The sequence below is a fragment of the Sphingopyxis panaciterrulae genome (genome assembly GCF_014199295.1).
GTDB classification, from domain to species: domain Bacteria; phylum Pseudomonadota; class Alphaproteobacteria; order Sphingomonadales; family Sphingomonadaceae; genus Sphingopyxis; species Sphingopyxis panaciterrulae.
Map to the genome: position 1 here is coordinate 187160 of NZ_JACIJH010000005.1, position 21382 is coordinate 208541.

19 protein-coding genes are annotated in these 21382 nt (G+C 67.3%); 13 read left to right on the forward strand and 6 right to left on the reverse strand.

The genetic code is table 11. The features are described from left to right. Positions 1-37: 37 nt before the first annotated feature. From FHR21_RS10375 to FHR21_RS10405, 7 genes are all read left to right on the forward strand, one after another. Positions 38-727: a FadR/GntR family transcriptional regulator gene (locus FHR21_RS10375; RefSeq protein WP_184097926.1), complete on the forward strand. Its 690-nt coding sequence runs from the start codon at positions 38-40 to the stop codon at positions 725-727. After that, positions 724-1950 (forward strand): alpha/beta fold hydrolase, encoded by a 1227-nt coding sequence (locus tag FHR21_RS10380; protein WP_184097928.1) that lies wholly within the window; start codon positions 724-726, stop codon positions 1948-1950. The genes FHR21_RS10375 and FHR21_RS10380 overlap by 4 nt, the downstream gene beginning before the upstream one ends. 61 nt (positions 1951-2011) lie before the next feature. Further along, positions 2012-3229 carry a thiolase C-terminal domain-containing protein gene (locus FHR21_RS10385; RefSeq protein WP_184097930.1) on the forward strand — a complete coding sequence of 406 codons (1218 nt, stop codon included), beginning with the start codon at positions 2012-2014 and terminating at the stop codon, positions 3227-3229. Between the two features lies 1 nt (position 3230). Continuing rightward, complete coding sequence (locus tag FHR21_RS10390; RefSeq protein WP_184097932.1) at positions 3231-3659, forward strand: Zn-ribbon domain-containing OB-fold protein; 429 nt, start codon at positions 3231-3233, stop codon at positions 3657-3659. 4 nt (positions 3660-3663) lie between these two features. Continuing rightward, on the forward strand, positions 3664-5862 hold the full coding sequence (locus tag FHR21_RS10395; protein ID WP_184097934.1) for a CoA transferase: 2199 nt from the start codon (positions 3664-3666) through the stop codon (positions 5860-5862). Beyond that, complete coding sequence (locus FHR21_RS10400; RefSeq protein WP_184097936.1) at positions 5859-7235, forward strand: phosphotransferase family protein; 1377 nt, start codon at positions 5859-5861, stop codon at positions 7233-7235. The genes FHR21_RS10395 and FHR21_RS10400 overlap by 4 nt, the downstream gene beginning before the upstream one ends. Positions 7236-7328: 93 nt before the next feature. Continuing rightward, entirely contained in the window at positions 7329-8159 is an 831-nt protein-coding gene (locus tag FHR21_RS10405) for a coniferyl-alcohol dehydrogenase (protein WP_184097938.1), read from the forward strand. A 27-nt stretch (positions 8160-8186) separates the two neighbouring features. Here the strand turns inward: FHR21_RS10405 and FHR21_RS10410 are convergent, their stop codons facing one another. Further along, positions 8187-8879 (reverse strand): TetR family transcriptional regulator, encoded by a 693-nt coding sequence (locus FHR21_RS10410; protein ID WP_184097940.1) that lies wholly within the window; start codon positions 8877-8879, stop codon positions 8187-8189. A gap of 82 nt (positions 8880-8961) precedes the next feature. On the opposite strand from FHR21_RS10410, the gene FHR21_RS10415 reads away from it, so the two are divergent. The 4 genes from FHR21_RS10415 to FHR21_RS10430 all read left to right on the forward strand — a co-directional run bounded on the left by FHR21_RS10415 (position 8962) and on the right by FHR21_RS10430 (position 13019). Further along, the gene (locus FHR21_RS10415; protein ID WP_184097942.1) at positions 8962-9747 is read left to right on the forward strand and encodes an SDR family oxidoreductase; all 786 of its coding nucleotides are present in this window, start codon (positions 8962-8964) and stop codon (positions 9745-9747) included. A gap of 316 nt (positions 9748-10063) precedes the next feature. Then, the gene (locus FHR21_RS10420; protein WP_184097944.1) at positions 10064-11461 is read left to right on the forward strand and encodes an MFS transporter; all 1398 of its coding nucleotides are present in this window, start codon (positions 10064-10066) and stop codon (positions 11459-11461) included. Beyond that, positions 11458-11853, forward strand: a complete 396-nt coding sequence (locus FHR21_RS10425) for a Zn-ribbon domain-containing OB-fold protein (protein WP_184097946.1) — start codon at positions 11458-11460, stop codon at positions 11851-11853. The genes FHR21_RS10420 and FHR21_RS10425 overlap by 4 nt, the downstream gene beginning before the upstream one ends. Next, positions 11850-13019 carry a thiolase C-terminal domain-containing protein gene (locus FHR21_RS10430; RefSeq protein WP_184097948.1) on the forward strand — a complete coding sequence of 390 codons (1170 nt, stop codon included), beginning with the start codon at positions 11850-11852 and terminating at the stop codon, positions 13017-13019. Before FHR21_RS10425 ends, FHR21_RS10430 begins: the two co-directional genes overlap by 4 nt. Before the next feature lie 121 nt (positions 13020-13140). Here the strand turns inward: FHR21_RS10430 and FHR21_RS10435 are convergent, their stop codons facing one another. From FHR21_RS10435 to FHR21_RS10455, 5 genes are read right to left on the reverse strand one after another with little or no spacing between them, the layout of a single operon-like run. Continuing rightward, positions 13141-14253 (reverse strand): Gfo/Idh/MocA family protein, encoded by a 1113-nt coding sequence (locus FHR21_RS10435; RefSeq protein WP_184097950.1) that lies wholly within the window; start codon positions 14251-14253, stop codon positions 13141-13143. Positions 14254-14278: 25 nt separating this feature from the next. Beyond that, positions 14279-15511, reverse strand: a complete 1233-nt coding sequence (locus tag FHR21_RS10440; protein WP_221235120.1) for a CaiB/BaiF CoA transferase family protein — start codon at positions 15509-15511, stop codon at positions 14279-14281. A gap of 12 nt (positions 15512-15523) precedes the next feature. Continuing rightward, positions 15524-16999: an aldehyde dehydrogenase family protein gene (locus FHR21_RS10445; protein ID WP_184097952.1), complete on the reverse strand. Its 1476-nt coding sequence runs from the start codon at positions 16997-16999 to the stop codon at positions 15524-15526. A 13-nt stretch (positions 17000-17012) separates the two neighbouring features. Further along, positions 17013-18293, reverse strand: coding sequence for a cytochrome P450 (locus FHR21_RS10450; protein WP_184097954.1), 1281 nt, complete (start codon positions 18291-18293; stop codon positions 17013-17015). 3 nt (positions 18294-18296) lie between these two features. Beyond that, on the reverse strand, positions 18297-19610 hold the full coding sequence (locus FHR21_RS10455) for an amidohydrolase family protein (protein WP_184097956.1): 1314 nt from the start codon (positions 19608-19610) through the stop codon (positions 18297-18299). 115 nt (positions 19611-19725) lie between these two features. Here FHR21_RS10455 and FHR21_RS10460 point away from each other — a divergent pair, with 115 nt between their 5' ends. Next, entirely contained in the window at positions 19726-20133 is a 408-nt protein-coding gene (locus FHR21_RS10460) for a Zn-ribbon domain-containing OB-fold protein (protein ID WP_246427159.1), read from the forward strand. Further along, entirely contained in the window at positions 20130-21314 is a 1185-nt protein-coding gene (locus FHR21_RS10465; protein ID WP_184097958.1) for a thiolase family protein, read from the forward strand. The genes FHR21_RS10460 and FHR21_RS10465 overlap by 4 nt, the downstream gene beginning before the upstream one ends. The last annotated feature ends 68 nt before the right edge of the window (positions 21315-21382 follow it).

The window sequence follows — 21382 nt, forward strand, 5'->3', positions numbered from 1 at the left end:
TTCATCCATAAAATAGATATCTGGTTTGGAGGTGAAGATGATGATGGACGATCGGGCCGAAACGCTGGCGAGCCGTACCGCGCGCGCGCTGGCGGATCTCAGCCTCGCGGCGGCGCCCGGCGATCATCTGGGTGCCGAGGACGATCTGCTCCAGCGTTTCGGGGTCAGCCGCCCGACCCTGCGCCAAGCCGCCAAGCTGGTCGAGCGCGACCGGCTGATCAGCATCCGCCGGGGAATCAAGGGCGGCTATTTCGCCGAGCGCCCTGACGCCCGCGACGCGATCCAGTCGCTCGCGCGCTTCCTGCGCCTGCGGGGCGCGACGCTCGGCGACGTCATCCAGGTGACGCGGCCGGTGTCGGAGGAGGCAGCAGTTGCCGCCGCCGAGCGGCGCGGCCCGGCCGATATCGAGCGGTTGCAGGCGTTCGTCGCTGCGATCGACGATCACGACACGCCGCGCGCGCTGATCGCCGCCGAGGTCGAGCTGGCACGCCTGATCTCGGGGCTCAGCGGCAATCCGGTGTTCGAGCTGGTGATGGAGATCGGCTACAGTTTCGGTCTCGACGAAAAGGGGAGCGACCTCTACGCCGACGCGGACCGCCGCGAGCGGACGCGCGCGATGCAGCGCAGCCTGTGCACCGCGATCATCGACGGCGACCTGGAGGTCGCGCGGCTGATGATGAACCGCCGCTCGCGCCAGTTCGACGAATGGCTGGGGGGTGCGGCATGAGCATCCTGGCCTTTCGCGGCTTCGCCGGCGTGCGGCTCGAAGCCGAAGCAATCGGCGCCGAAGACGACCCCGCGGTGCTGCTCATCCACGGCGCGGGGCAGGCGCGCGCCGTCTGGGGCAGCGTCGCCGAGGCGCTCGAAATGGCGGGGCGGCGCGTCATCAGCCTCGACCTGCGCGGCCATGGCGGGAGCGAATGGCCCGAGGATGGCCGCTATGATTTCGAGGCGTTCGTCGAGGATCTGCGCGCCGTGCTCGCGCAGCTCGGTACGCGCCCGGTCGTCGTCGCCTCGACCCTCGGCGGCTGGATCGCGGGCGCGGCGCTCGAACAGGATGCCGCGATGCTCGCTTCGGGCCTCGTGCTCGTGGACACGCCCGTCGAGGCCGATCCCGACGTGTCGCGGCGGATCGGCGAGCGGCTGCGCGCGACCGCGGACCTTGCGACGGGGCAGGCGGCGTGGGACAGGCGGCTGATCGGGTCGCTCGATACCGCGGCGGTCGCCGGGCGCATCGCGGCCGCGGCGCCGACGATCGCGCTTCCCACCCTCTATGTGCGCGGGGCGGTCAGCGAGATCGTTTCGCGGGCCGATGCCGTCGCCTTCGTCGACAGGCTTCCCGACGGCGAATTCGCCGAGGTCGAGGATGCGGCGCTGGTGGTGCGCGAGGACCGGATCGACGCGCTCGGCGGCCATCTGGTCGATTTCCTCGAGCGCCGCGCGCCGCGCCGGTCGCCCGAATATCGCGCCGGGTCGGATGCGCGTACCTTCCGCGATGCGCTCGGCTGCTTCGCGACCGGAGTCACGGTGGTGACCGCGGTCTGTCCCGACGGCACCCCGATCGGGCTCACCGCGAACAGCTTCACCTCGGTCTCGCTCGATCCGCCGCTCCTGCTCGTCTGCGTCGCCAACACGGCGGGCAGCGCTCCCCGGCTGCGCGAGACGGAGCGCTTTGCGGTCAACGTGCTCCAGATCGGCCAGCAGCCGACCTCGAACCGCTTCGCTGGCAAGGGCGAGGATCGCTTTGCCGCGACGCCGTGGGAACTCGGTGAATATGGCACGCCGGTGCTGGCGGGCTCGCTGTCCAGTTTCGAATGCGCGCGCGAGGCGGTGCACGACGGCGGCGATCATTTCATCCTCGTCGGCCGGGTGCTGAAGGCGATCTTCGAACCGCGCCGCGACCCCTTGCTCTACTTTCGCGGAAAATACCGGAAACTGCATTTCGCTTGACGCCTTCGCAAAGCGTCATATTTTACTAAGTTATATAAGTTGGACTCGGGGAGAGAGGCATATGGCCTGGTCGCATCAGGATGAATGCGCGATCGTCGGCGTCGGGGCGACCGACTATTATGTCCGCGGCAAAAGCTGGCCGCGCACGATCAACGACATGGCGGCAGAGGCGATCATGAACGCCTGTGCCGATGCCGGGATCAGCCATAAGCAGATCGACGGCTTTGCCTATTATTCGACCGCCGGGGCCGGCTATCTCGACAAGTTCGACACCGCCAGCCTGATGGAAACGCTGGGCATGCCGCACATCAGCTTCTCGGCGACGCTGACCAGCGGCGGCGGCGGCTGCGTCGGCGCGGTCGGGCTCGCGACCGCCGGGCTGATGAACGAGGACTGCACCTATGCCGTGACCGTCATGGCCCTGCAGCAGCTTCCGCAGCACCGGCTGGGCGTCGTCTTCGGCGCCGCGGCGCCCAGTCCCGAGAACAGCTTCCTCCAGCCGTCGGGGCTCGTCGGTCCGGGGCATCTGATGTCGATGCTGACGCGGCGGCACATGCATCTGTACGGCACGCAGCCCGAAGCGCTGAAGGAGATCGTCCAGGCGACCCGCGCCAACACCCGCAACCGGCCGAAGGCGGTGCGCAGAAATGGCTTGTCGGACGAGGAATATTGGGGCTCGCCGATGCTCGCCGATCCACTGCGCCGGCTCGACTTCTGTCTCGAAACCGATGGCGCGGTCGCGGTCGTCACGACGACGAAGGATCGTGCCAGGGATTGCCGTCACAAGCCGGCGCTGGTCCATGCCTGCGCGCACGGCGGGCAGCGCGAATGGGGCCGTGCCTTCGCCTGGATGGGGATGCCCGACCCCTATTTCGCAAGCGCGGGGCACGAATTCACCGCGAACCGCATCTGGGCGCAATCGGGCCTCACGGCGCAGGATATGGACGTCGCATTGCTCTACGACCATTTCTCGCCGATGGTGCTGATGCAGCTCGAGGATTATGGTTTCTGCGAGCGCGGCGAGGGCGGTGACTATGTCCTCTCGGGCAAGATTCGTTACGACGCATCGACCGGCGGCAAGGCGAATGGCGGCGTCCCGGTGAACACCCACGGGGGCAACCTCAACGAAGCCTATATCATCGGCATGACGCACCTCGTCGAGGCGGTCGAGCAGGTGCGCGGCACCGCGATCAATCAGGTGACGGACGCCGAATTCGCGCTCGCATCGGGCGGCCCCGCCTCGCTTCCCGTTTCCAGCCTGATCCTGAGGAGGGACTGACATGGCCTATGGTCCGGCGCGGGTGCTTCCCGGCGAACAGATCCGCATCACCACCAACCCCGATACCGAACCTTTCTGGCAGGCGGCGAAGGAGCATAAGCTGACCGCATGCCAGTGCGGCGAATGCGGCCGATTTCGCATGCCGCCGACTGCGGTCTGCCCCGACTGCGGCAGCCGGGAAAAAAACTGGCCCGCGCTCCCCGGCACCGCGACCGTGTTCAGCTATGTCGTGTGCAACAAGAATCCGAAGACCGGCGAGGATTATGTCTATGTCCCCGTCGTCGTCGACCTCGACGGCGCACCCGGCGCGCGCCTCAACGCCAATGTCACCGGCTGCGATGCCGAGGAGGTTCGGATCGGGATGAAGGTCGCGGTCGAATGGACCCCGATCCAGGACGATTGGGTCCTTCCCAATTTCCGCAAGGCCTGACGCGATGCTCGGCGACCTTGACATCGTCGAAATCGGGGAGGACATGGCCGTCCAGGTCGCGGGGCTGATGCTCTGCGAACTCGGCGCCGACGTGCTGAAGGTCGAGCGTCCCGGCGGCGATCCCGCGCGCGGCACCGCGCCTTTCGCCAACTGGAACCGCGGCAAGCGCAGCCTCGTCCTCGATCTCGACACGGCGGAGGGCCGCGCCGCGCTGGATGCGCGGCTCGCGGGCGCCGATGCGCTGCTTCACCAGTTCACGCCGGCGCGCGCGAAGGCGCTGGGGCTCGACGATGCGCGCCTTGCCGAGGCGCACCCGCACCTCGTCGTCTGCGGCATCACCGGCTCACCGCGGGGTCACCCCGACGTCGAGCGCAGCGACGACGAACTGCTCGTCGCCGCGCGGCTCGGCGCGCTGTACGAGAATGACGGCCACCGCGCCGGCCCGATCGTCTATCGCTATCGCCAGGGAAGCTGGTCCGCCGCGCACCTGGCCGCCGCGGCGATCCTCGCGCGGCTCGTGGCGCGCCTCCGGTCTGGCCGGGGCGGCGCCGCGCACACGTCGATCTTCCAGGGCTATCTCGCGACGCTGCCGCTCGTCTGGGCGCGCAACAGCGAAGGGCCGATGCCCAATCCGCCAACCTATCCGCCCGACAAGCCGCGCGCGATCGCGCAGCAGCTTTTCCAGTGCGCGGACGGCAACTGGCTGCAGATCATGGACCCGACGCGGCAGTTCGATTATGCGACCATGCCGACGATGTGGGACGTGATGGCCGAGGCCGATGTCGACCTCGAAACCGAGGCCGGCCAGCAGGACGCCTTTCGCCGCCGCCCGCTGGAGGCCTGGCTCGCCGACCTTCGCGCCGCCGACATCGCCGCAGAGCCGGCTTTCCCGATGGGTGAGGTGCTGCGTCACGAGGATGTCGTGGCGAACCGCTATGTCGTCGAGGTCGACGATCCCGAACTCGGCCGGACGCTTCAGCCGAACACGCCCTTCCACAGCGATGCCGACCTGCCGCAGGGCCGCCCGGCGCCGCGGCTCGGCGAGGGCGGCGAGCGGGCGTGGACGCCGAAGCCCGGCCCTGCGGCCGGAGAGGCGCCCGCCGCGGTGCTCGACGGCGTCCGCGTCCTCGACCTCGGCATGTTCCTCGCGGGGCCGATGGGCCCCTCGATGATGGGCGACATGGGCGCGAACGTCATCAAGGTCGAGGCGCTGACCGGCGACCGCATCCGCTTCATGCACCGCTATTATCAGGCGGCGGCGCGCTCGAAGCGCAGCCTCGCGCTCGACCTGACCAAGCCCGGGGCGCAGCCGATCCTGAAGCGCCTCCTCGAATGGGCCGAGCTCGTCCATCATAACATGCGCTTCAAGGGCGCGGCGAAACTGGGGCTCAGCGAGGAGGGCATCCGGCGGCACAATCCCGACGTCGCCTTCAACTATGCGAGCGCCTACGGCCAGCGCGGCGCGCGCGGCAACTGGCCGGGCTATGACTCGATCTTCAACGCGATCGCGGGATGGGAGTTCGAAAATGCCGGCGAGGGCAACCGCCCGGTCTTCAACCGCCCCGGCACGATGGACGTCGCGACCGCGCAAAGCACGCTGGTCGAGCTGATGGCCTCGCTCTATGCGAAACGGGCGACGGGGCGCGGCTATACGACGCAGACCTCGCTGCTCGGCATGGCGGCCTTCACCCAGGGCGAGCGGCTGATCGGCCCCGACGGCGAGCTTACCGACACCTATCATCTCACCAGCGACCAGACGGGCTTTTCGCCCTGGCACCGCATCTATGAATGCGCCGACGGCCGCTGGATCGCCGTCGCCGCGCACAAGGCCGGACAACGCACCGCGATGCGCGCGATGCTCGGCGACGATTTCGAGGCCGCGGCGAAGGCACGCGATGCCGCCGATCTTCTCGCCGCGCTCGAAGCCGCAGGTGTCCCTTGCGATCTGGTCAATTTCGAGGATGCGATGCACCGCTTCTTCGACGATCCGGCGAACCGTGCGATGAACCTCGTCTCGGTGCTGCCGCAGCCGCTTTACGGCCTCGTCGAGCAGCCCGGCGCCTTCTGGCATTTCGGCGATATTCCGGTGACCTTCAGGCATTGCTGCCCCGCCGTGGGCGAGCATAGCGACGCGATCCTGCGCGAGATCGGCTATTCGGACGAAGAGATCGCCGCTTTCCGCGCCGCGAAGATCGTCGGATGAGCGATCCCGCCGCGCTCCTTCCCGACGGTCTCGCTGCCGCGGTCGAAACGGCGAGCGGCGCGCGCATCGCCGCCGTCCGCCCGCGCGGCGGCGGCGGCGCCTCGCGCGAAGGCGCCGAACTCGATCTCGCCTGGTCCGACGGCCGCGCGGCGAGCGCCTATATGAATTACGACGTCCACCGGGCGGGCGCGGGGGACGACGCCGCCTTCCTGCGCGAGGCGGCGATCCTGCGCGCGCTGTCGGGCCCGCTTGCCGGCGCGGGCGTCCGCGTCGCGCCCTATTACGCCTCGGTCCCGGAGCAGCGCGCGCTCGTCTGCGGCCTCGTCGCGGGCCGGGACCGCTTCGCCGCCATCGCCGATCCCGCGCAGCGCGATGCGCTCGCGCAGGATTTCATGGCCCAGCTCGCCGCCCTCCATCGCATCGACGTCGCGGCGAGTCCGGTGGAGGGCATGGGGCCGGTCGAGCCGGCCGAAGCCTATATCCGCCGCCGCGTCGCCAGCCTGCGCGCCGCGAACGGCGGCCAGGCGTGGGACCCGCTGATCCACCTGTCGCTGGACTGGCTGGAGGCGAACGTCCCCACCGACATGCCCGCGCCCGTCATCGTCCATGGTGACGCGGGGCCGGGCAATTTCCTGTACGAAGGCAACCGCGTCACCGCGCTGCTCGACTGGGAACTGGTCCATTACGGCGACCCGATGGCCGACCTTGCGATGCTCTGCCTGCGGATGCTGTTTCAGGGCTTCGTGCCCTTGCCGCAGGCCTTCGCCGCCTATGAGGCCGCGGGCGGCCACCGGGTCGACCTCGCCCGGCTCCGCTATTGGCGGCTGCTCTTTCAGACCGGTTTCGCGCGCCGGTCGCGCTACGACGATCCCGACGCGCCGCCGCCGCCGAACCTCGGCATGAATCTCGTCTATTCGACGATCCATCGCCGCGTGCTGTCCGAAGCGCTTGCCGAGGCGGCGGGCGTCGCGCTGCCTGCGGTCGCGCTGCCCGATGCGGCGCCCGGTGCCCACGAACGCAGCTTCGCGATCGCGCTCGACGATATCCGCGACACTATCGTCCCGCGCCTTGCCGACCAGCAGGCGGCGGTGAAGGCGAAGGGCCTCGCGCGGCTCGTCAAATGGTGGCGCGCGATCGAGCGCTACCAGCCCGGCTTTCACGAGGCGGAAAAGGCCGAGATCGAGGGCGCGCTCCGCCGGCGCTTCGCCGATCACGCCGCGGCCTGGGCCGCCTATCGCGAGGCGGTCGCCGCGGGCCGGATCGGGACCGCGCCCGCGATCATCCTCTGCAACGCGCACGAGGCGCGCGAGGCGACATTGATGGCTGACGCGATGGGCAGCCTCGCGGCAACGAAATTCGCCCCGCTGGAGTGATTTTCTGACGAAGTGTCAATTTTTATGTTGCCGCGTTCCGCGCCCGGGTTTATCCCGGTTTCTCTAAGGAAAATGACGAAAGGTGAGGGTGCAATGGCTAGCGATATCCTGGGCTACAAGGGCAAGCGCGTCGTCGTCATGGGCTGTTTTTCGGGAACCGGCGAGGCGTGTGCCCGCGCGCTCGTCGATCTGGGTGCCGAAGTGCATGGCGCCGACATCAAGCCCTCGCCGGTGAATCTGGCTTCCTTCACCGAAGTCGACCTCAAGAACCCCGACGCGATCGCCGCGGGTATCGCGGCGATCGGCGGCCGGATCGACGCCGTGTTCAACGTCTCGGGCCTGCCGCAGACGTTCCCCGGCGAGGATGTGATCACCGTCAACTTCCTCGGTATCCGGGCGTGGACCGAAGGCTGGATTCCGCATCTCAACCCCGGCGCGGCGATCGTGTCGGTGTCGTCGCTCGGCGGCATGAAGTGGCTGACGCGCCAGCCGCTGCTGCGCGAATTCATCGCGATCACCGATTTCGAGGCAGCGCGCCAATGGTATCGCGACCGCGCCGAAGAGGTGGGCGACCCCTACAGCCTCGCGAAGGAAGCGATCAACACCTGGACCCAGGTGCGCGCGCCCGACCTGATCGGGCAGGATATCCGCATCAATTGCACGATGCCCAGCCCGATCGACACGCCGATGCTCGGCGAATTCCGCAAGGTGGCGGGCGACGCGGTGCTCAGCGCCTTCGCCAGGGCCAAGGGGCGATATTCGACCGCCGAGGAACAGGCGCTGCCGCTCATCCTGCTCAACAGCGACGCCGCGCGCTTCATCAGCGGCGTCTGCCTGCCGGTCGACGCCGGCCTCGCGGGCGGCCTCGCGACCGGGGTACTCGACATCCAGAAGATGATCGCGGAAGCCGCGGCGGCCGCCTGATCTCGCTTCCGCAGCGGGAGGAAGGGCTCAGCCGCGCGCGCCCAGCATCATCGCGATGCTGTGCGCCGCGGCCGCCTTCAGGTCCGCATAGCCGACACCGTCGCTATGGCTGCTCATCGGTCCGATCGCCGACAGGCGCTCGAGGATCATCAGCACCGTGCCCGCGCAGGACCGCGACGACAGATGCGCGGGCGTCCGCCCCGCGGCCTGCGCGCGCTCGACCTGCTGGCTGATCGCGTCCATCATCGGCCGCGCCTGCTTCATGCGCGCCTCGTAAAAGCGAACGTCGCCCTCTTCGGCGGCGAGGTTGCGGACGACGAAGATCGTACGATTGCGATTCCACAGGTCGGTATAGCATTCGACGAAAGCCGCTGCGGCCTCGTCGGCCCCGGGGACCAGCCAGTCGCGGGCGATGATCGCCTCCAGTTCGGGGGATGTCTGGCTTGCCCCCTCCAGCGCCGCGAGCACCACTTCGGGCACGCCCTTGAAATAGACATAGAAGGTGGCGGGCGAGGTCTGCGCCGCGCGTGCGACATCGACGACCGACACGTCGCGCAGGCCATGCGTTTCGAGCAGCGCGACCGTCGCGTCGATCAACTGCTGCCGTGTTCGTTGGCCCTTGGCGCCCAGCTTGCGGCCGTTGGCTTCGGGCGCATCCTGATCCGCCAGCGCCGGTTCGTTCCTCAAAATCCTGTCCTGCCCCTGTTTTTCTCGGTTCATCCTAACAGCAGGCTTGCGATATGGCAAAAAATTGACGTATCGTCAAAAATAACGAGAAACAGACGGAAATTGGGGATTCGGGATGGAAAGGCTTGCCGGCAAGGTTGCGGTCGTGACCGGTGCTTCAAAGGGAATGGGGCGGCATTCCGTCGCGGCGCTGGTGGGGGCGGGGATGCGCGTCGCCTGCCTCGCACGGCCGTCGGAGGAACTGGCGAGCCTCGCCGATGAATTCGGCGACGCGGTGCTCGCCTTGCCTTGCGACGTCACGGTTTCCGACGCCGTGAACGCCGCGGTGGCCCAGACGGTCGACCGGTTCGGCCGCATCGATGTCGTCGTCGCCAATGCCGCGGTCTACCATCCCTTCGCGTTCGAAAGCGGCAGCGACGCGATCATCCGCAGCCATGTCGACATCAACATCCTCGGCGTCTCGTGGCTGATCCGCGCCAGCATTCCGCATCTGCGCGCGACCAAGGGGCAGATCGTCGCGATCAGCAGCGAATCAGTGCGGATGCCCTTTCCGATGCTCGCCCTCTATGCGGCGACCAAGGCGGCGGTCGAAACCCTGTGTCAGGGGCTCCGCGACGAACTGCGCGACGACGATATCCGCGTCACCATCCTGCGTTCGGGTTCGGTCAAGGGCGGCTCGGGCGGCAAGGCCTGGTCGCAGGAGACCATCGACGCCTTCTACAAAAAGATCGTCGCGACGGGGCACGCGGCGATGACGGGGGAATCCGCGACCCCGGAATCGATGGCGGCCTCGCTCCTCGCGGTGATCGGCCTTCCCGCCGACATCGGGGTCGATCTGATCGAGGTGCGCGCCGCGCAGACCGGCGTGCCCGAAGGGGCGAAGCAGGTCGCCGACCAGTGAGGCGGGAAACGACGTTCGTGACATTCTCCATCGTCACCCTGAACTTGTTTGGCGCTTATCGCTTTCGCATCCGTCATCCCGTCATTGCGAGCGGAGCGAAGCAATCCAGAGCGGTTTGCGTACACTCTGGATTGCTTCGCTCCGCTCGCAATGACGAAGTAAGGAGGCTTACGGATGCCAAGGGTATAATTGCCAACTTGTTTCAGGGTCCATGGCCTGCCCTTGAATGCGGCGCGATATCGAACCGAGAGCGCAGACCATGGATGCTGAAACAAGTTCAGCATGACGATCTTGATGTGATGAACTTCAGTTCCAGATGACCGCTCGCCGCAATCTGCCGCTGCTGATCGCCGCGCTCTGGATCGCCGAGGTCACGGGCTCGTTCGAGACCGCGATGATCCTCGCGGCGCTCAAGCGGCTGATCGAGGATTTCGGCAACCCCGCGATGGTCGGCTGGCTCATCACCGGTTATCTGATCGTCGGGGCCGCGATCGCCGCGGTCGTCGGGCGGCTCGGCGACCTGTTCGGGCGCCGCCGGATATTGATCGCCGTGCTGCTGATCGGCGCGGCCGGTTCGTTGATCAGCGCGCTGTCGGGCAATTTCGCGATCCTGCTGACCGGTCGGCTGATGCAGGGGGTCACGGGCGCGATCCTGCCCCTGTGCATCGGGCTCGTCCACGAAAATCTGGGCCAGGAGCGCGCGCCGATGGGGATCGGCCTGATGATTTCCGGCGCGTCGATCGGGACCGCGGCGGGGCTCGTCGTCGGGGGGATGATCGTCGACAGCTTCAACTGGCACGGCATCTTCTTCACCAGCGCCGGGCTGTGCCTGTGCGCCGTCGCCGCCACGCGCGCCTTCGTGCCCGCCTCGCCGCTTCGAAAGGCGCCGGCGCCGGTCGACTGGGTGTCCGGGCTCGCCTTCGCCCCCGGCGTCGCGCTCATCCTCGTCTATTTCAGCATGGGCAAGGGCTGGGGCTGGGCGAACGGCTGGGGGCTCGCCGCGCTGATCGCGGGCCTTTCGCTCGTCGTCTGGTGGGTGCGCCAGAGCCTCGCCAGCCCGAACCCGCTGATCGCCGTGCGCAGCTTCTCGAACCGCACCATCGCCGTCGGCTGCGCGGTCACCGCGCTCGTTTCGATGGGGACGCTCCAGATCACCGTCTTCTTCTCGCTGCTGATGCAGGCCCCGGTCTGGACCGCGGCGGGGCTCGGCTTCTCGGCGACGCTCGCGGGGGTCGCCAAGCTGCCCTCGAACCTCAGTTCGACCCTGGCCGGGCCGCTCGGCGGCTGGCTCGCGGGGCGGGGCGGGGGCCGGTTCGCGCTTGTCGCCGGGGGGCTGGTGACGACCGCGGGGTGGCTGCTCTGGTTCCTCGTCGATGTGAACAGCTTCCTGCTCGTCGTCGCGCAGCTCATCCTCATCAGCTTCGGCGCGACGATGCTCTTCTCGGTCGCCCCGACCGTCATCGCGCAAGCCTCGCCGCCCGAACGGATCAGCGAGATTTCGGGGATGCTCACCGTGATCCGCCAGCTTTTCCTCGGCATCGGCGCGCAGATGGTGACGACGCTGCTCGCGGTCGACGTCGTGCGCCGCGGCGGCGAGAGCTATCCATCGCCCTTCGCCTACGACCTCGCGGTGATCGCAATCGTCGCGCTTTGCGTCGGCGCGATCCTGCTGTCCTTCCTCCTTCCCCGCACCATCGAACCGGATATGCCATGAGACCTCTTCCCGAACTCACGCCCGAAAACACCGCCTTCTGGACCGGCGGCGCCCAGGGCAGGCTGATGATCGCCTTTTGCGGCGCCTGCCGCCATGCGATCCACCCGCCGCAACTCGTCTGCCCCGAATGCTGGAACGAAGCTATTGAATTCAAACCAGTTTCTGGAACAGGGACAGTCTACAGCCACACCGTCAACCACCAGCCCTGGGCGCCCGACATGGCCGTTCCATTCGCCTTGGCCGTGGTCGACGTCGACGGTGCTCCCGGCGTTCGCGTCACCGCCGAGGTCGTGGGCGCCGACCCCGAAAGTGTCGCCATCGGCCAGACGATGCGCGTCACTTTCGCCAACATCGACGACATCTGGTTTCCGCAGTGGGAGCCGGCGCCATGACGATGAGCGCTGCGATCACCGGCGTCGGCATGTCGGATATCGGCCGCAAGACCGGCCGCCCCGCGATGATCCACCTTGCCGAAGCCGCGCGCCGGGCGCTCGACTGCGCGGGGCTGACCCGGGACGATATCGACGGCATCTGCACCTATCCGGGTAAGGCCGACAATTCGCCGGGCATGTCGCCGCTCGGCACGGGAGAGGTTCGAAACGCGCTCGGCCTCAAGACGCGCTGGCACAGCGCGGTGCCCGACGGACCGGCGCAGATGGCGCCGATCATGGTCGCCGCGATGGCGGTCGCGACGGGGCAGGCGCGGCATGTCCTCTGCTTCCGGGCGCTGACCGAAAGCAGCTCGCAGACCGCGACCCGGCGCGCGAGCATTCCCGGCGCCGGTCGCGCGCGTCTCGGCGGCTGGTACTCCTATCTGGTTCCCGCCAACGCCATGTCGGCGTCGAACTGGGCGGGCTGGATGGCGACCCGCTATTGTCACGAGTTCGGCATGACGCGCGAGCATCTGGGCATGGTCGCGACCGGCCAGCGCGCCTTTGCGCAGCACAACCCCTCGGCGGTGATGCAGGCGCCGCTGACGATGGAGGATTATCTCGGCGCGCGGATGATCTCCTCTCCGCTCGGCCTGTTCGACTGCGACGTGCCGATCGACGGCGCGTGCGTGGTCATCGTGTCGGCCGCCGACGCGGCCAGGGACTGCGCCCGCACGCCGCTGACGATCGAGGCGCTGGGCTCGGCCCTCGGCTCGCAGGAGACATGGGACCAGCGCGCCGACCTCACGACGATGGGCGCCCACGACGCCTGCGCCGACCTCTGGTCGCGTACCGACATGAAGCCCGCCGACGTCGACGTGCTTGCGCTCTATGACGGCTTCAGCATCTTCGTGCCCTATTGGCTCGAGGCTTTCGGCTTCTGCGGTCATGGCGAGGCGAAGGATTTCATCGCCGATGGCCATATCGGCCCCGGCGGGCGCTTCCCGGTCAACACCGGCGGCGGCCAGCTCTCGGGCGGGCGGCTGCACGGCTTCGGCCTGCTGCACGAAGCCTGCACCCAGCTCTGGGGACAGGGCGGCGGGCGTCAGGTCGCAGACGCGAAGACCGCGGTGTGCGGGATGGGCGGCGGCTTCATCGCCGGCGCGATGCTGCTCCGGCGGGACTAGAATTGTCCTGTTGGGATTGACCGTAGCCCTGAGCCTGTCGAAGGGCGTCTATCGCCGATAAGCGCCCTTCGGCAGGCTCAGGGCTATGGTAACATTCGATTCCATCTGAACAGAACAGTCCCTAGAGGTCGATCCAGCGCCGTTCGTCGGCGGCACGCCCGGCCGCCTCGACCACCTCGTGGATATGCAGCGCCTGCGCGAAATCCGGTGCCGCGACGCCCTTGCCGTTGATCGCATCGCGCATCGTGGCAAAGATCGACGCCAGCGCGAGCAGCCCCGTCTCGGGCCGGTCGGCGACGGCATGGCATCCGGGCACCGCCAGATGGCCGGGCTCGATCGCAATCTCTTCCGTTCGCGCGCTGCCGAGCGCCGGGTCCTGCGTGCCGAACAGCCGCGTATCATGTGCCATCGGAAACACCGGCGCCCGCGCTTCGAGCCGTCCCTTCGATCCCCAGGCGGAAAAGCGGAACCCTTCGCCGCCGATCTTGCACCAGTTCGCCTCGAGCCGGGTCGGCAGCCCCGATGCGTGACGCAGCAGCAGCGACGCGCGGTCGGGCACTTGCGGCAGGACGGTCTCGCCGTCCACCGGCCACGCTTTCAGCGCCAGCGACTGGTCGGCGGTCACCGACGCGACGGGGCCGAAGGCATGGACGAGCAGATGCAGCATATGGCTGCCCAGATTGCGTCCCGCGCTGGCGCCGTTGGCGGGATCGGCGAACCAGACATAGCCCGGCACATTGGTCTGCGCGGCGCTGAACAGCGGCACCTCGAACGCGACATCGGCGCCGAAGACCTCGCCGATCCAGCCGGCGTCGATCATCGCCTTCATCTGAACGATCGCTGGCACCGCCTGCATGAAGGCATCGACGACGGCGACCGTTCCGGCGCTCCACCACGCCGCGGCCATCGCCCGCGCATCGGCGAGGTCCTTGGCGAAGGGGATGCCGTTATAGACATGTTTTCCCGCGCCGAGCGCCGCCATCACCATCGCATGACGCAGCGGGGGGCGGGTGCCGCAATCGACGATGTCGATCTCGGGATCGGCGGCCATCGCGCGGAAATCGTGAAAGGCACGCGCGACATCGAAATCGGCCGCGGCCTTCGCCGCCGTCTCGGGCCGCGAGGTGCAGATGGCGGTGACCTCGACGCCGTCGAGGCTGCGCCACGCGGGAAGATGCGCCCGGGCGCCCCAAGCGGCGCTGATGATGCCGACGCGAAGGGGAGAGTTCGTCATGTCGTCATGTCCGCGCCGACCGCCGTCAGGCGATCGCCTTCCGGTTCTTCAGCTCTTCGATGCGATCCCAGTCGAGTCCCAGTTCCATCAGGAACAGTTCGGTATGTTCCGACGCTTCGGGCGCGCGCGTGTTTTCGACGCCCGCATGATTGAACTGCACCGGGTTGGCGACGAGGCGGATCGGCGGTCCACCGTCGGCGCTCTCGACCTCGAAGATCAGGTCGTTCGCCAGCACCTGCTCGTCGCTCGCGACGTCATGCACCGACTGATAGGCGGCCCATTGCCCCTTCATCGTCTTGAGATGCTGGGTCCAATAATCGAAGGGTCTGGCTGCGATCGCCGCCTTGACCAGCGGATAGGCCTCGGCCGCGTTCGCCATGATCGCCTCGGCGGTCGAGAAGCGCTCGTCCTTCGCCGCCTCGGGGATGCCGAGATGGCCGAATACATCCTCGATATAGGGGCCCGGCGACAGCACGGTCAGGTTGATGAACTTGCCGTCCGAGGTCTTGAACACGCCCATGAAGGGATTGGTGCCGACCGCCTGGCCGCCGCCGGGCATCAGATTCTCGAACGGGTCCTTGTCCAGTTCCATCGCGACGTCGACCGAACAGGCGGTCGCCCAGATGCCTGATGAGAGCAGCGACACATCGACCTCGGTCGCCTCGCCGGTGCGCTCGCGGTGGAACAGCGCCGCGGCGATGCCGCCGGCGATATTCATGCCGCCGATCGTGTCGCCATAGGCCGGCCCCGGCTGGGTCAGCGGACCGTCGAGCGCCTTGGGCGTCACCAGCACCGCCGATCCGCCGCGCGCCCAATAGGCGGTGGAATCGAACCCACCCTTGTCGCGCTCGGGTCCCTTGTCGCCAAAGGCACTGCCGCGGACATAGATGATGTCCGGATTGGCGGCGCGGATATGCTCGATATCGATCTTCAGCTTCTGTCGCGCCGAGGGGAGGTAGTTGGTCAGGAAGACGTCGGCGGTCTTCGCGATCTCATAGAGGAGCTCGCGCCCTTCCTCGGTCGAGATGTCGATGCCGACGCTGCGCTTGCCGCGATTGGGGTGCTGCATCAGCGACGAGCGCTGCGGATTGACCGCGAGCCGCTGGAGCATCTGGATGCCGCGCTGCGCGTCGCCGCGCACCGGATGCTCGATCTTGATCACGTCGGCGCCCCAGTCGGTCATCACCCCGCCTGCTGCCGGCACGAAGGTGAATTGCGCGACCTCGAGGACGCGGATGCCCTCCATGACCTTTGTCATCGCCCTCTCTCCCTATTCGGCGTGAAAACCGATCACCTTTTGATAGGTGAATTCGTTGAGGCCATCTTCGCCATATTCGCGGCCGTATCCCGACCGCTTGATGCCGCCGAAGGGCGCATCGGACTGCATCGTCCCCGCGCCGCCGTTGATCGATACGCCGCCGGTGCGGACCTTCAGCGCCATGCGATAGGCCTGGCCCGCATCGGCCGAGTAGATGGCGCCCGACAGGCCGAAGTCGCTCGCGTTCGCCAGGGCGATCGCCTCGTCGTCGTCGTCGAAGCCGATGACAGCACCGATCGGCCCGAACACTTCTTCCTGGGCGAGGCGGCTGTCGTTCTTCACATTGTCGAACAGCGTCGGTTCATAGAAGAATCCCTTGTCGAACCCGTCGGGACGCTTGCCGCCCGCGACCAGCGTGGCGCCCTCATCCTGCGCGATCGCGACATAATCCTCGGTCCGCTTGCGTGCGACCTCGCGGATCAACGGGCCATAGCTGACGCTCGGATCGGCCGGGTTGCCGATCTTGATATGGCCGAGCATCGCCTTCATCGCCTCGACGAACTGCGGCCGGATGCTGTTGTGGACCAGATGGCGCGTCGTCAGCGCGCATCCCTGGCCGCCGTGGGTCGTGAAGCCCCCGATCCCGGCCGCCGCCGCCTTCTGGATATCGGCGTCGGCGCGGACGATCAGCGCCGACTTGCCGCCAAGCTCCATGACGATACGCTTGAGTGTCGGCGCCGCCTGCGCCTGGATCATCGCGCCCACCTTGTCCGATCCGGTGAAATGGACGAGATCGACGCGCGGGTCGGTGGTGAGGAGCTTGCCCGTCTCGACGTCGCCGGTGACGATGCTCAGCACGCCCTTGGGCAGCCCGGCCTCATCGGCGATCTCGCCGAGGATCAGCGCTTCCATCGGCGTGTAGGGCGAAGGTTTCAGCACCACCGCGCAGCCGACCGCGAGCGCGGGGACGACCTTGCCGATGTTGAGGAAGAAGGGGAAATTATAGGGCGAGATGGCCGCGACGACGCCGACCGGCTCGCGGCTGACCACCCCCGTGCCCAGCGTGGTGCGACCCAGCGCATTGGGGGTCAGCTCGACCGGCAGCGCGCTGACCGCGGGCCGCGCGGCGACTTCGACTGTCCGGCGCGCGTGCTTCATCGGAATGCCGTACTGCAGGAATTCGGCCAGCATCCGCGTCGCGCCCGCTTCGGCGACGATCATGTCGACGATCGCGCCCTTGCGCGCCTCGATCGCGTTCAGGAAGCGCGTCAGCACCGCCTGTCGCTCGGCGACCGGCAGGTGGGGCCAGTCGCCCTTGTCGAACGCCGTCCGCGCCGCGCCGATCGCGGCGTCGACCTGGCGCGCGCTGCCCACCGGCGCCTCGATCAGCAGGCTTTCGTCGGCGGGGTTGATGACCGCTTCGCGCTGGTCGGTCTTCTCCCATTCGCCGCCCACGTAAATGGCGTCGGCATATTTCAGAAAGGCCATGTTTTTCTTGTCCTTATGAAGCGGCTTCGGCGTCCCAGACGATCGGCAGATTGCGGATCGACAACAGGCTCGGGACCACGGTGGTGTCGGCTCCTTCCTTCACCCGGAACGGGTGCGGAATGCGGTCGAACCATTCGTCGAGGAGCACGCGCAACTCGCGCCGCGCCAGATGGGCACCCAGGCAGATATGCACGCCGCCCGCCAGCGTGAAATGGCGGTTGTTCTTGCGCGCGGGATCGAACCGGTGCGGGCATTCGAACTGATCCGGGTCGAAATTGCCCGAGGTGTTGAAGACGCTGACCCAATCGCCGGCCTTGATCTGGACCCCGTGCCATTCGAAGTCGCGCTTCACCTTGCGTCCCGAATTGACGAGCGGCTGGGTGCGCAGGAATTCCTCGACCGCCGAATTGATGAGCCCCTTGTCCTCCCGGATCTGCGTCTGAAGCTCGGGGTGCATCGCGAGGCGGCGGAACATCTGGCTGACGGTCGAGGCGACCGTGTCGAGCCCGCCGAGCCACAGGAACCAGGTCATGCCGATGACCTCGTCCTCGGTCAGTTGCTTGCCGTCGATCGAGCCGTTGGCGATATAGCTGCCGAGCGTGTCGTCGGGATCGGCCTGCTTGTCGGCGATGAAGCCGCGCAGATAGGCGAGAACGCCGCGAAGCGCCTCCGCCTTCTTCTCGATCGCGTCCTCGTGCAGGATGTTCCACTCCCAGTCGAGGAACTGCTCGAACATGGTGAAGGGAAAGCCCATCAGGTCGAGGAAGACGCGCACCGGAAAGACGCGGCCGAATTCATAGGCGATGTCGACCTCGCCACTGGCGGCGAACTGGTCGATCATCCCGCCGATGATCTCGCGGATGCGCGGCTCGCGCGCGTTCATCGCGACCGGGGTGAACCAGGGGTTCAGGAACTTGCGATAGCGGCCGTGGTCGGGCGGATCGATTCCGAGCGGGATCGAGGGGAAGGTTTCGCCGGCGAGCGCCTGGAACTGCGCGACGCCCTCGGACGAGAAAAGCGCGTTGTCCTCATAGACGCGGCGGATATCCTCATAGCGGGTGACGACCCAGGCACCGTGCTGGTTGCCGCTGATCGGCCATGGGTAATAGTGGATTCGCGGGAAATCCTCTTCGCGAACCACGTCCATCGGCCGATAGGGCTCGACCAGATCATTGGGGACGACGCCCGCCGCGAATCGCGTATCGAGCACCAGTTCGGGCGGCACATGCGCGGGGGCGGGCGGGGCGTCGGCACCCGCCCGCGCGACCGGGCAGCGTTGGGCCAGGCTCGCCACGGCTCAGGCCGACGCGAACATGCGTTCGATGTCGCCCGACGTCACCGGGCGACGCGCCTTGCCGATCGCGTCCATGCTGTCGATCTTGAGCCCGCCCAGATTGTGGCGCGGGCTGACGTCGACGTCCTTGCCGAGTTCGCGCAGATGGCCGACCGTGCATTTCTCGCGCCCGCCGTTCAGCGCGAAGGCGTCGAAACTATATTCGCGCATCACGTTGAGGTGGGTGATCTTGTCGATCGTGCCCTTGTCCAGGCCGTTGACCGAGGCCCACAGATATTCGGGAACGTTCGGCCAGACCGTGTCGGAATGCGGATAGTCGCATTCATAGGCGACCATGTCCACGTTCATATATTCGAGATTCTTCACCCCGAACTGATCGTCGATGAAGCAGCAGATGACGTGCCGCTTGAACAGGTCGGACGGACGTTCGCCGCCGAAATCGGTGAAGGTCCATTCGCGATGATGCTCGTGCGTGAAGTCGGCGCGTTCGAGGAAATAGGGAATCCAGCCGATGCCGCCCTCCGAGAGCGCCATGCGCAGGTCGGGATAGCGTTGCCAGAATTTGGCGAAGGTCCAGTCGGCCGCCGAATTGGCGATCGAGATCGGCATCGCGGTGATCCACGCGTCGATCGGGCTTTCGCTCGACGGGTGCATCGCGCGCGCGCCGGTGCCGATGTGGCAGTTGATGACCATCTTGTAGTCGGAGCAGGCCGCCCAGAAGGGCTCCCAATATTCGTTGTGGATGCTCGGCAGGCCGATGTTAGCCGGATTGTCGGAAAAGCTGACCGCATGGACGCCCAGGTCGCTCATGCGTTTCAATTCCTTCAGCGTCTCCGCCATATCCCACATCGGAATCAGGCACATGGGGATGAAGCGGCCGGGCGCGGCGGCGCACCATTCCTGCACATGCCAGTCGTTCCACGCGCGGCAGGCGAGCAGTGCCTCCTCGGGCGCCTTCTGCGCCATGCCGACGAAGGTGCCGCCGGCGAACTGGGGCATGGTGGGGAAGTTCAGCGAGGCGAGCACGCCATTGGCGTTCATGTCGTCGACGCGCAGCCTGGGATCGTAGGTGCCGGGGCGAAGCTGGTCGAACGCGCTCGGTTCCATGCCATATTCGCTGCGTGGGCGGCCGACGACGGCGTTGAGGCCGATGGTGGGAAAGCGCTGGCCGTTCCACAGCCAGATATCCTTGCCATTGTCCTGGACGATGCGCGGCGCGCGATCCTTCTTGCCCTCGGGATAGTGGCGGACGAACGCCTCGGGCGGCTCGATCGCATGGTCGTCGACGCTGATGATGATCATGTCGTCCATCTGCATGGCGACTCTCCTCTCATGGTTCTTGTCGTTGCGCCTATCTTCGCAAAAATTGACGATGTGTCAACTCTTGGATTATGACCTGGTTAGATAAGTCCGGAGAAGGATCGGGGAGAGGATGATGACGGCGCGGATATTGCCTGCGATCGACAGGGACAATGAAGCCTTCTGGACCTGGGGCGGGGAGGGGAGGCTCGCCATCCATCGCTGCGCCGATTGCCGCTATTATGTCCATCCGCCCGTGCCTTTCTGCCCGCAATGCGAGGGACGCGACGTTGCGGCGCAGGCTGTGTCGGGGCGCGGCCGGATCGTCAGCTTCACCGTCAACCACAAGGCGTGGGTACCCGGCCTTTCGGTCCCCTATGTGCTCGCGCTCGTCGCGCTCGACGAGCAGGAGGATGTCCGCATCGCGTGCAACATCGTCGACTGCGCGCCGGAGGAGGTCGCCTTCGGCATGCCGGTCGAGGTTCTGTTCGAGCCCGCCGAGGATCTTTGGGTCCCCCTCTTCCGCCCGGTGCGGCCATGACCCGCCTGGCCGAGAAGGACACCGCGATCACGGGTGTCGGCATGTCCGACGTCGCGCGCGGCGCGGCGAAATCGGCGCTCGCGCTCACGGTCGATGCCTGCGTCGAGGCGATCGCCGACGCCGGGCTGACCCGCGCCGAGATCGACGGCATCGCGACCTGGCCGGGCGAGCGCGCCGACGGATCGGGCTTCTCGCCGGTCGGCTGCGCCGCGGTGCAGGACGCGCTGCGGCTCGAGGTCGGCTGGTATGCCGGCGGCGGCGAGGCGCCGGGCCAATATGGCGCGGTGTTCAACGCGGTCGGGGCGATCGCCGCCGGCCTCTGCCGCAACGTCCTGATCTTTCGCACCATGTACGAGGCGACGGCGCGCAAGACCTCCTACGCCAATTCGCTGCTCCGCCAAGGCCAGCGGCAGGCGGGCGCCTTCGCCTGGTATGCGCCCTATTACACCTATGCCGCGGCGCTTCAGCAGGCGCTCTTCTTCAACCTCTATGTCCACAAGAGCGGCATCACGCCCGAGCAGGTCGGGCAGATCGCGGTCAACCAGCGCCGCAACGCCGCGCTCAATCCGAAGGCGATCTACAAGACTCCGATCACGCTCGACGATTATCTAGCCTCACCGATCATCGCGACGCCGCTCCGCCTGTACGATTGCGACGTTCCGATCGACGGCGCCGCGGCGATCATCCTGTCGCGAATGGATGTCGCGCGGACGCTCAGGAACCCGCCGATCCGCATCGAGGCAATCGGTTCGTCGATGCGCTATCGCAATAGCTGGACCCAGCTCGACGCGCTCGACACGCAGGCGCAGCCTCGGGTCGCCGAGATGCTGTGGAGCCGCACCGACCTCCGGCCCGCCGACGTCGACATTGCGCAGCTCTATGACGGATTCAGCTTCCACACGATCAACTGGCTAGAGAATTTCGGCTTTTGCGAACGCTATGGCGCAAAGGATTTCATCGAGGGCGGTCATCGCATCGCGCTGGATGGCGACCTGCCGGTCAACACCGGCGGCGGCGCGCTGTCGGCAGGGCGGCTTCACGCTTATGGCGCGGTGCACGAGGCATGCACCCAGCTCTGGGGGCGGGCCGGCGCGCGGCAGGTGAAGGGCGATCCGCACGTCTGCGCGACCTCGACCTCGGGCGGGCCGCTTGCGGGGGCAATGCTGCTCGTGCGCGACTAGGACCGATCGACATTCAGCTCTGGCGGCCTGCAAATGGCGGCTTTCCACGCTTCCGGTACTCACGTGCA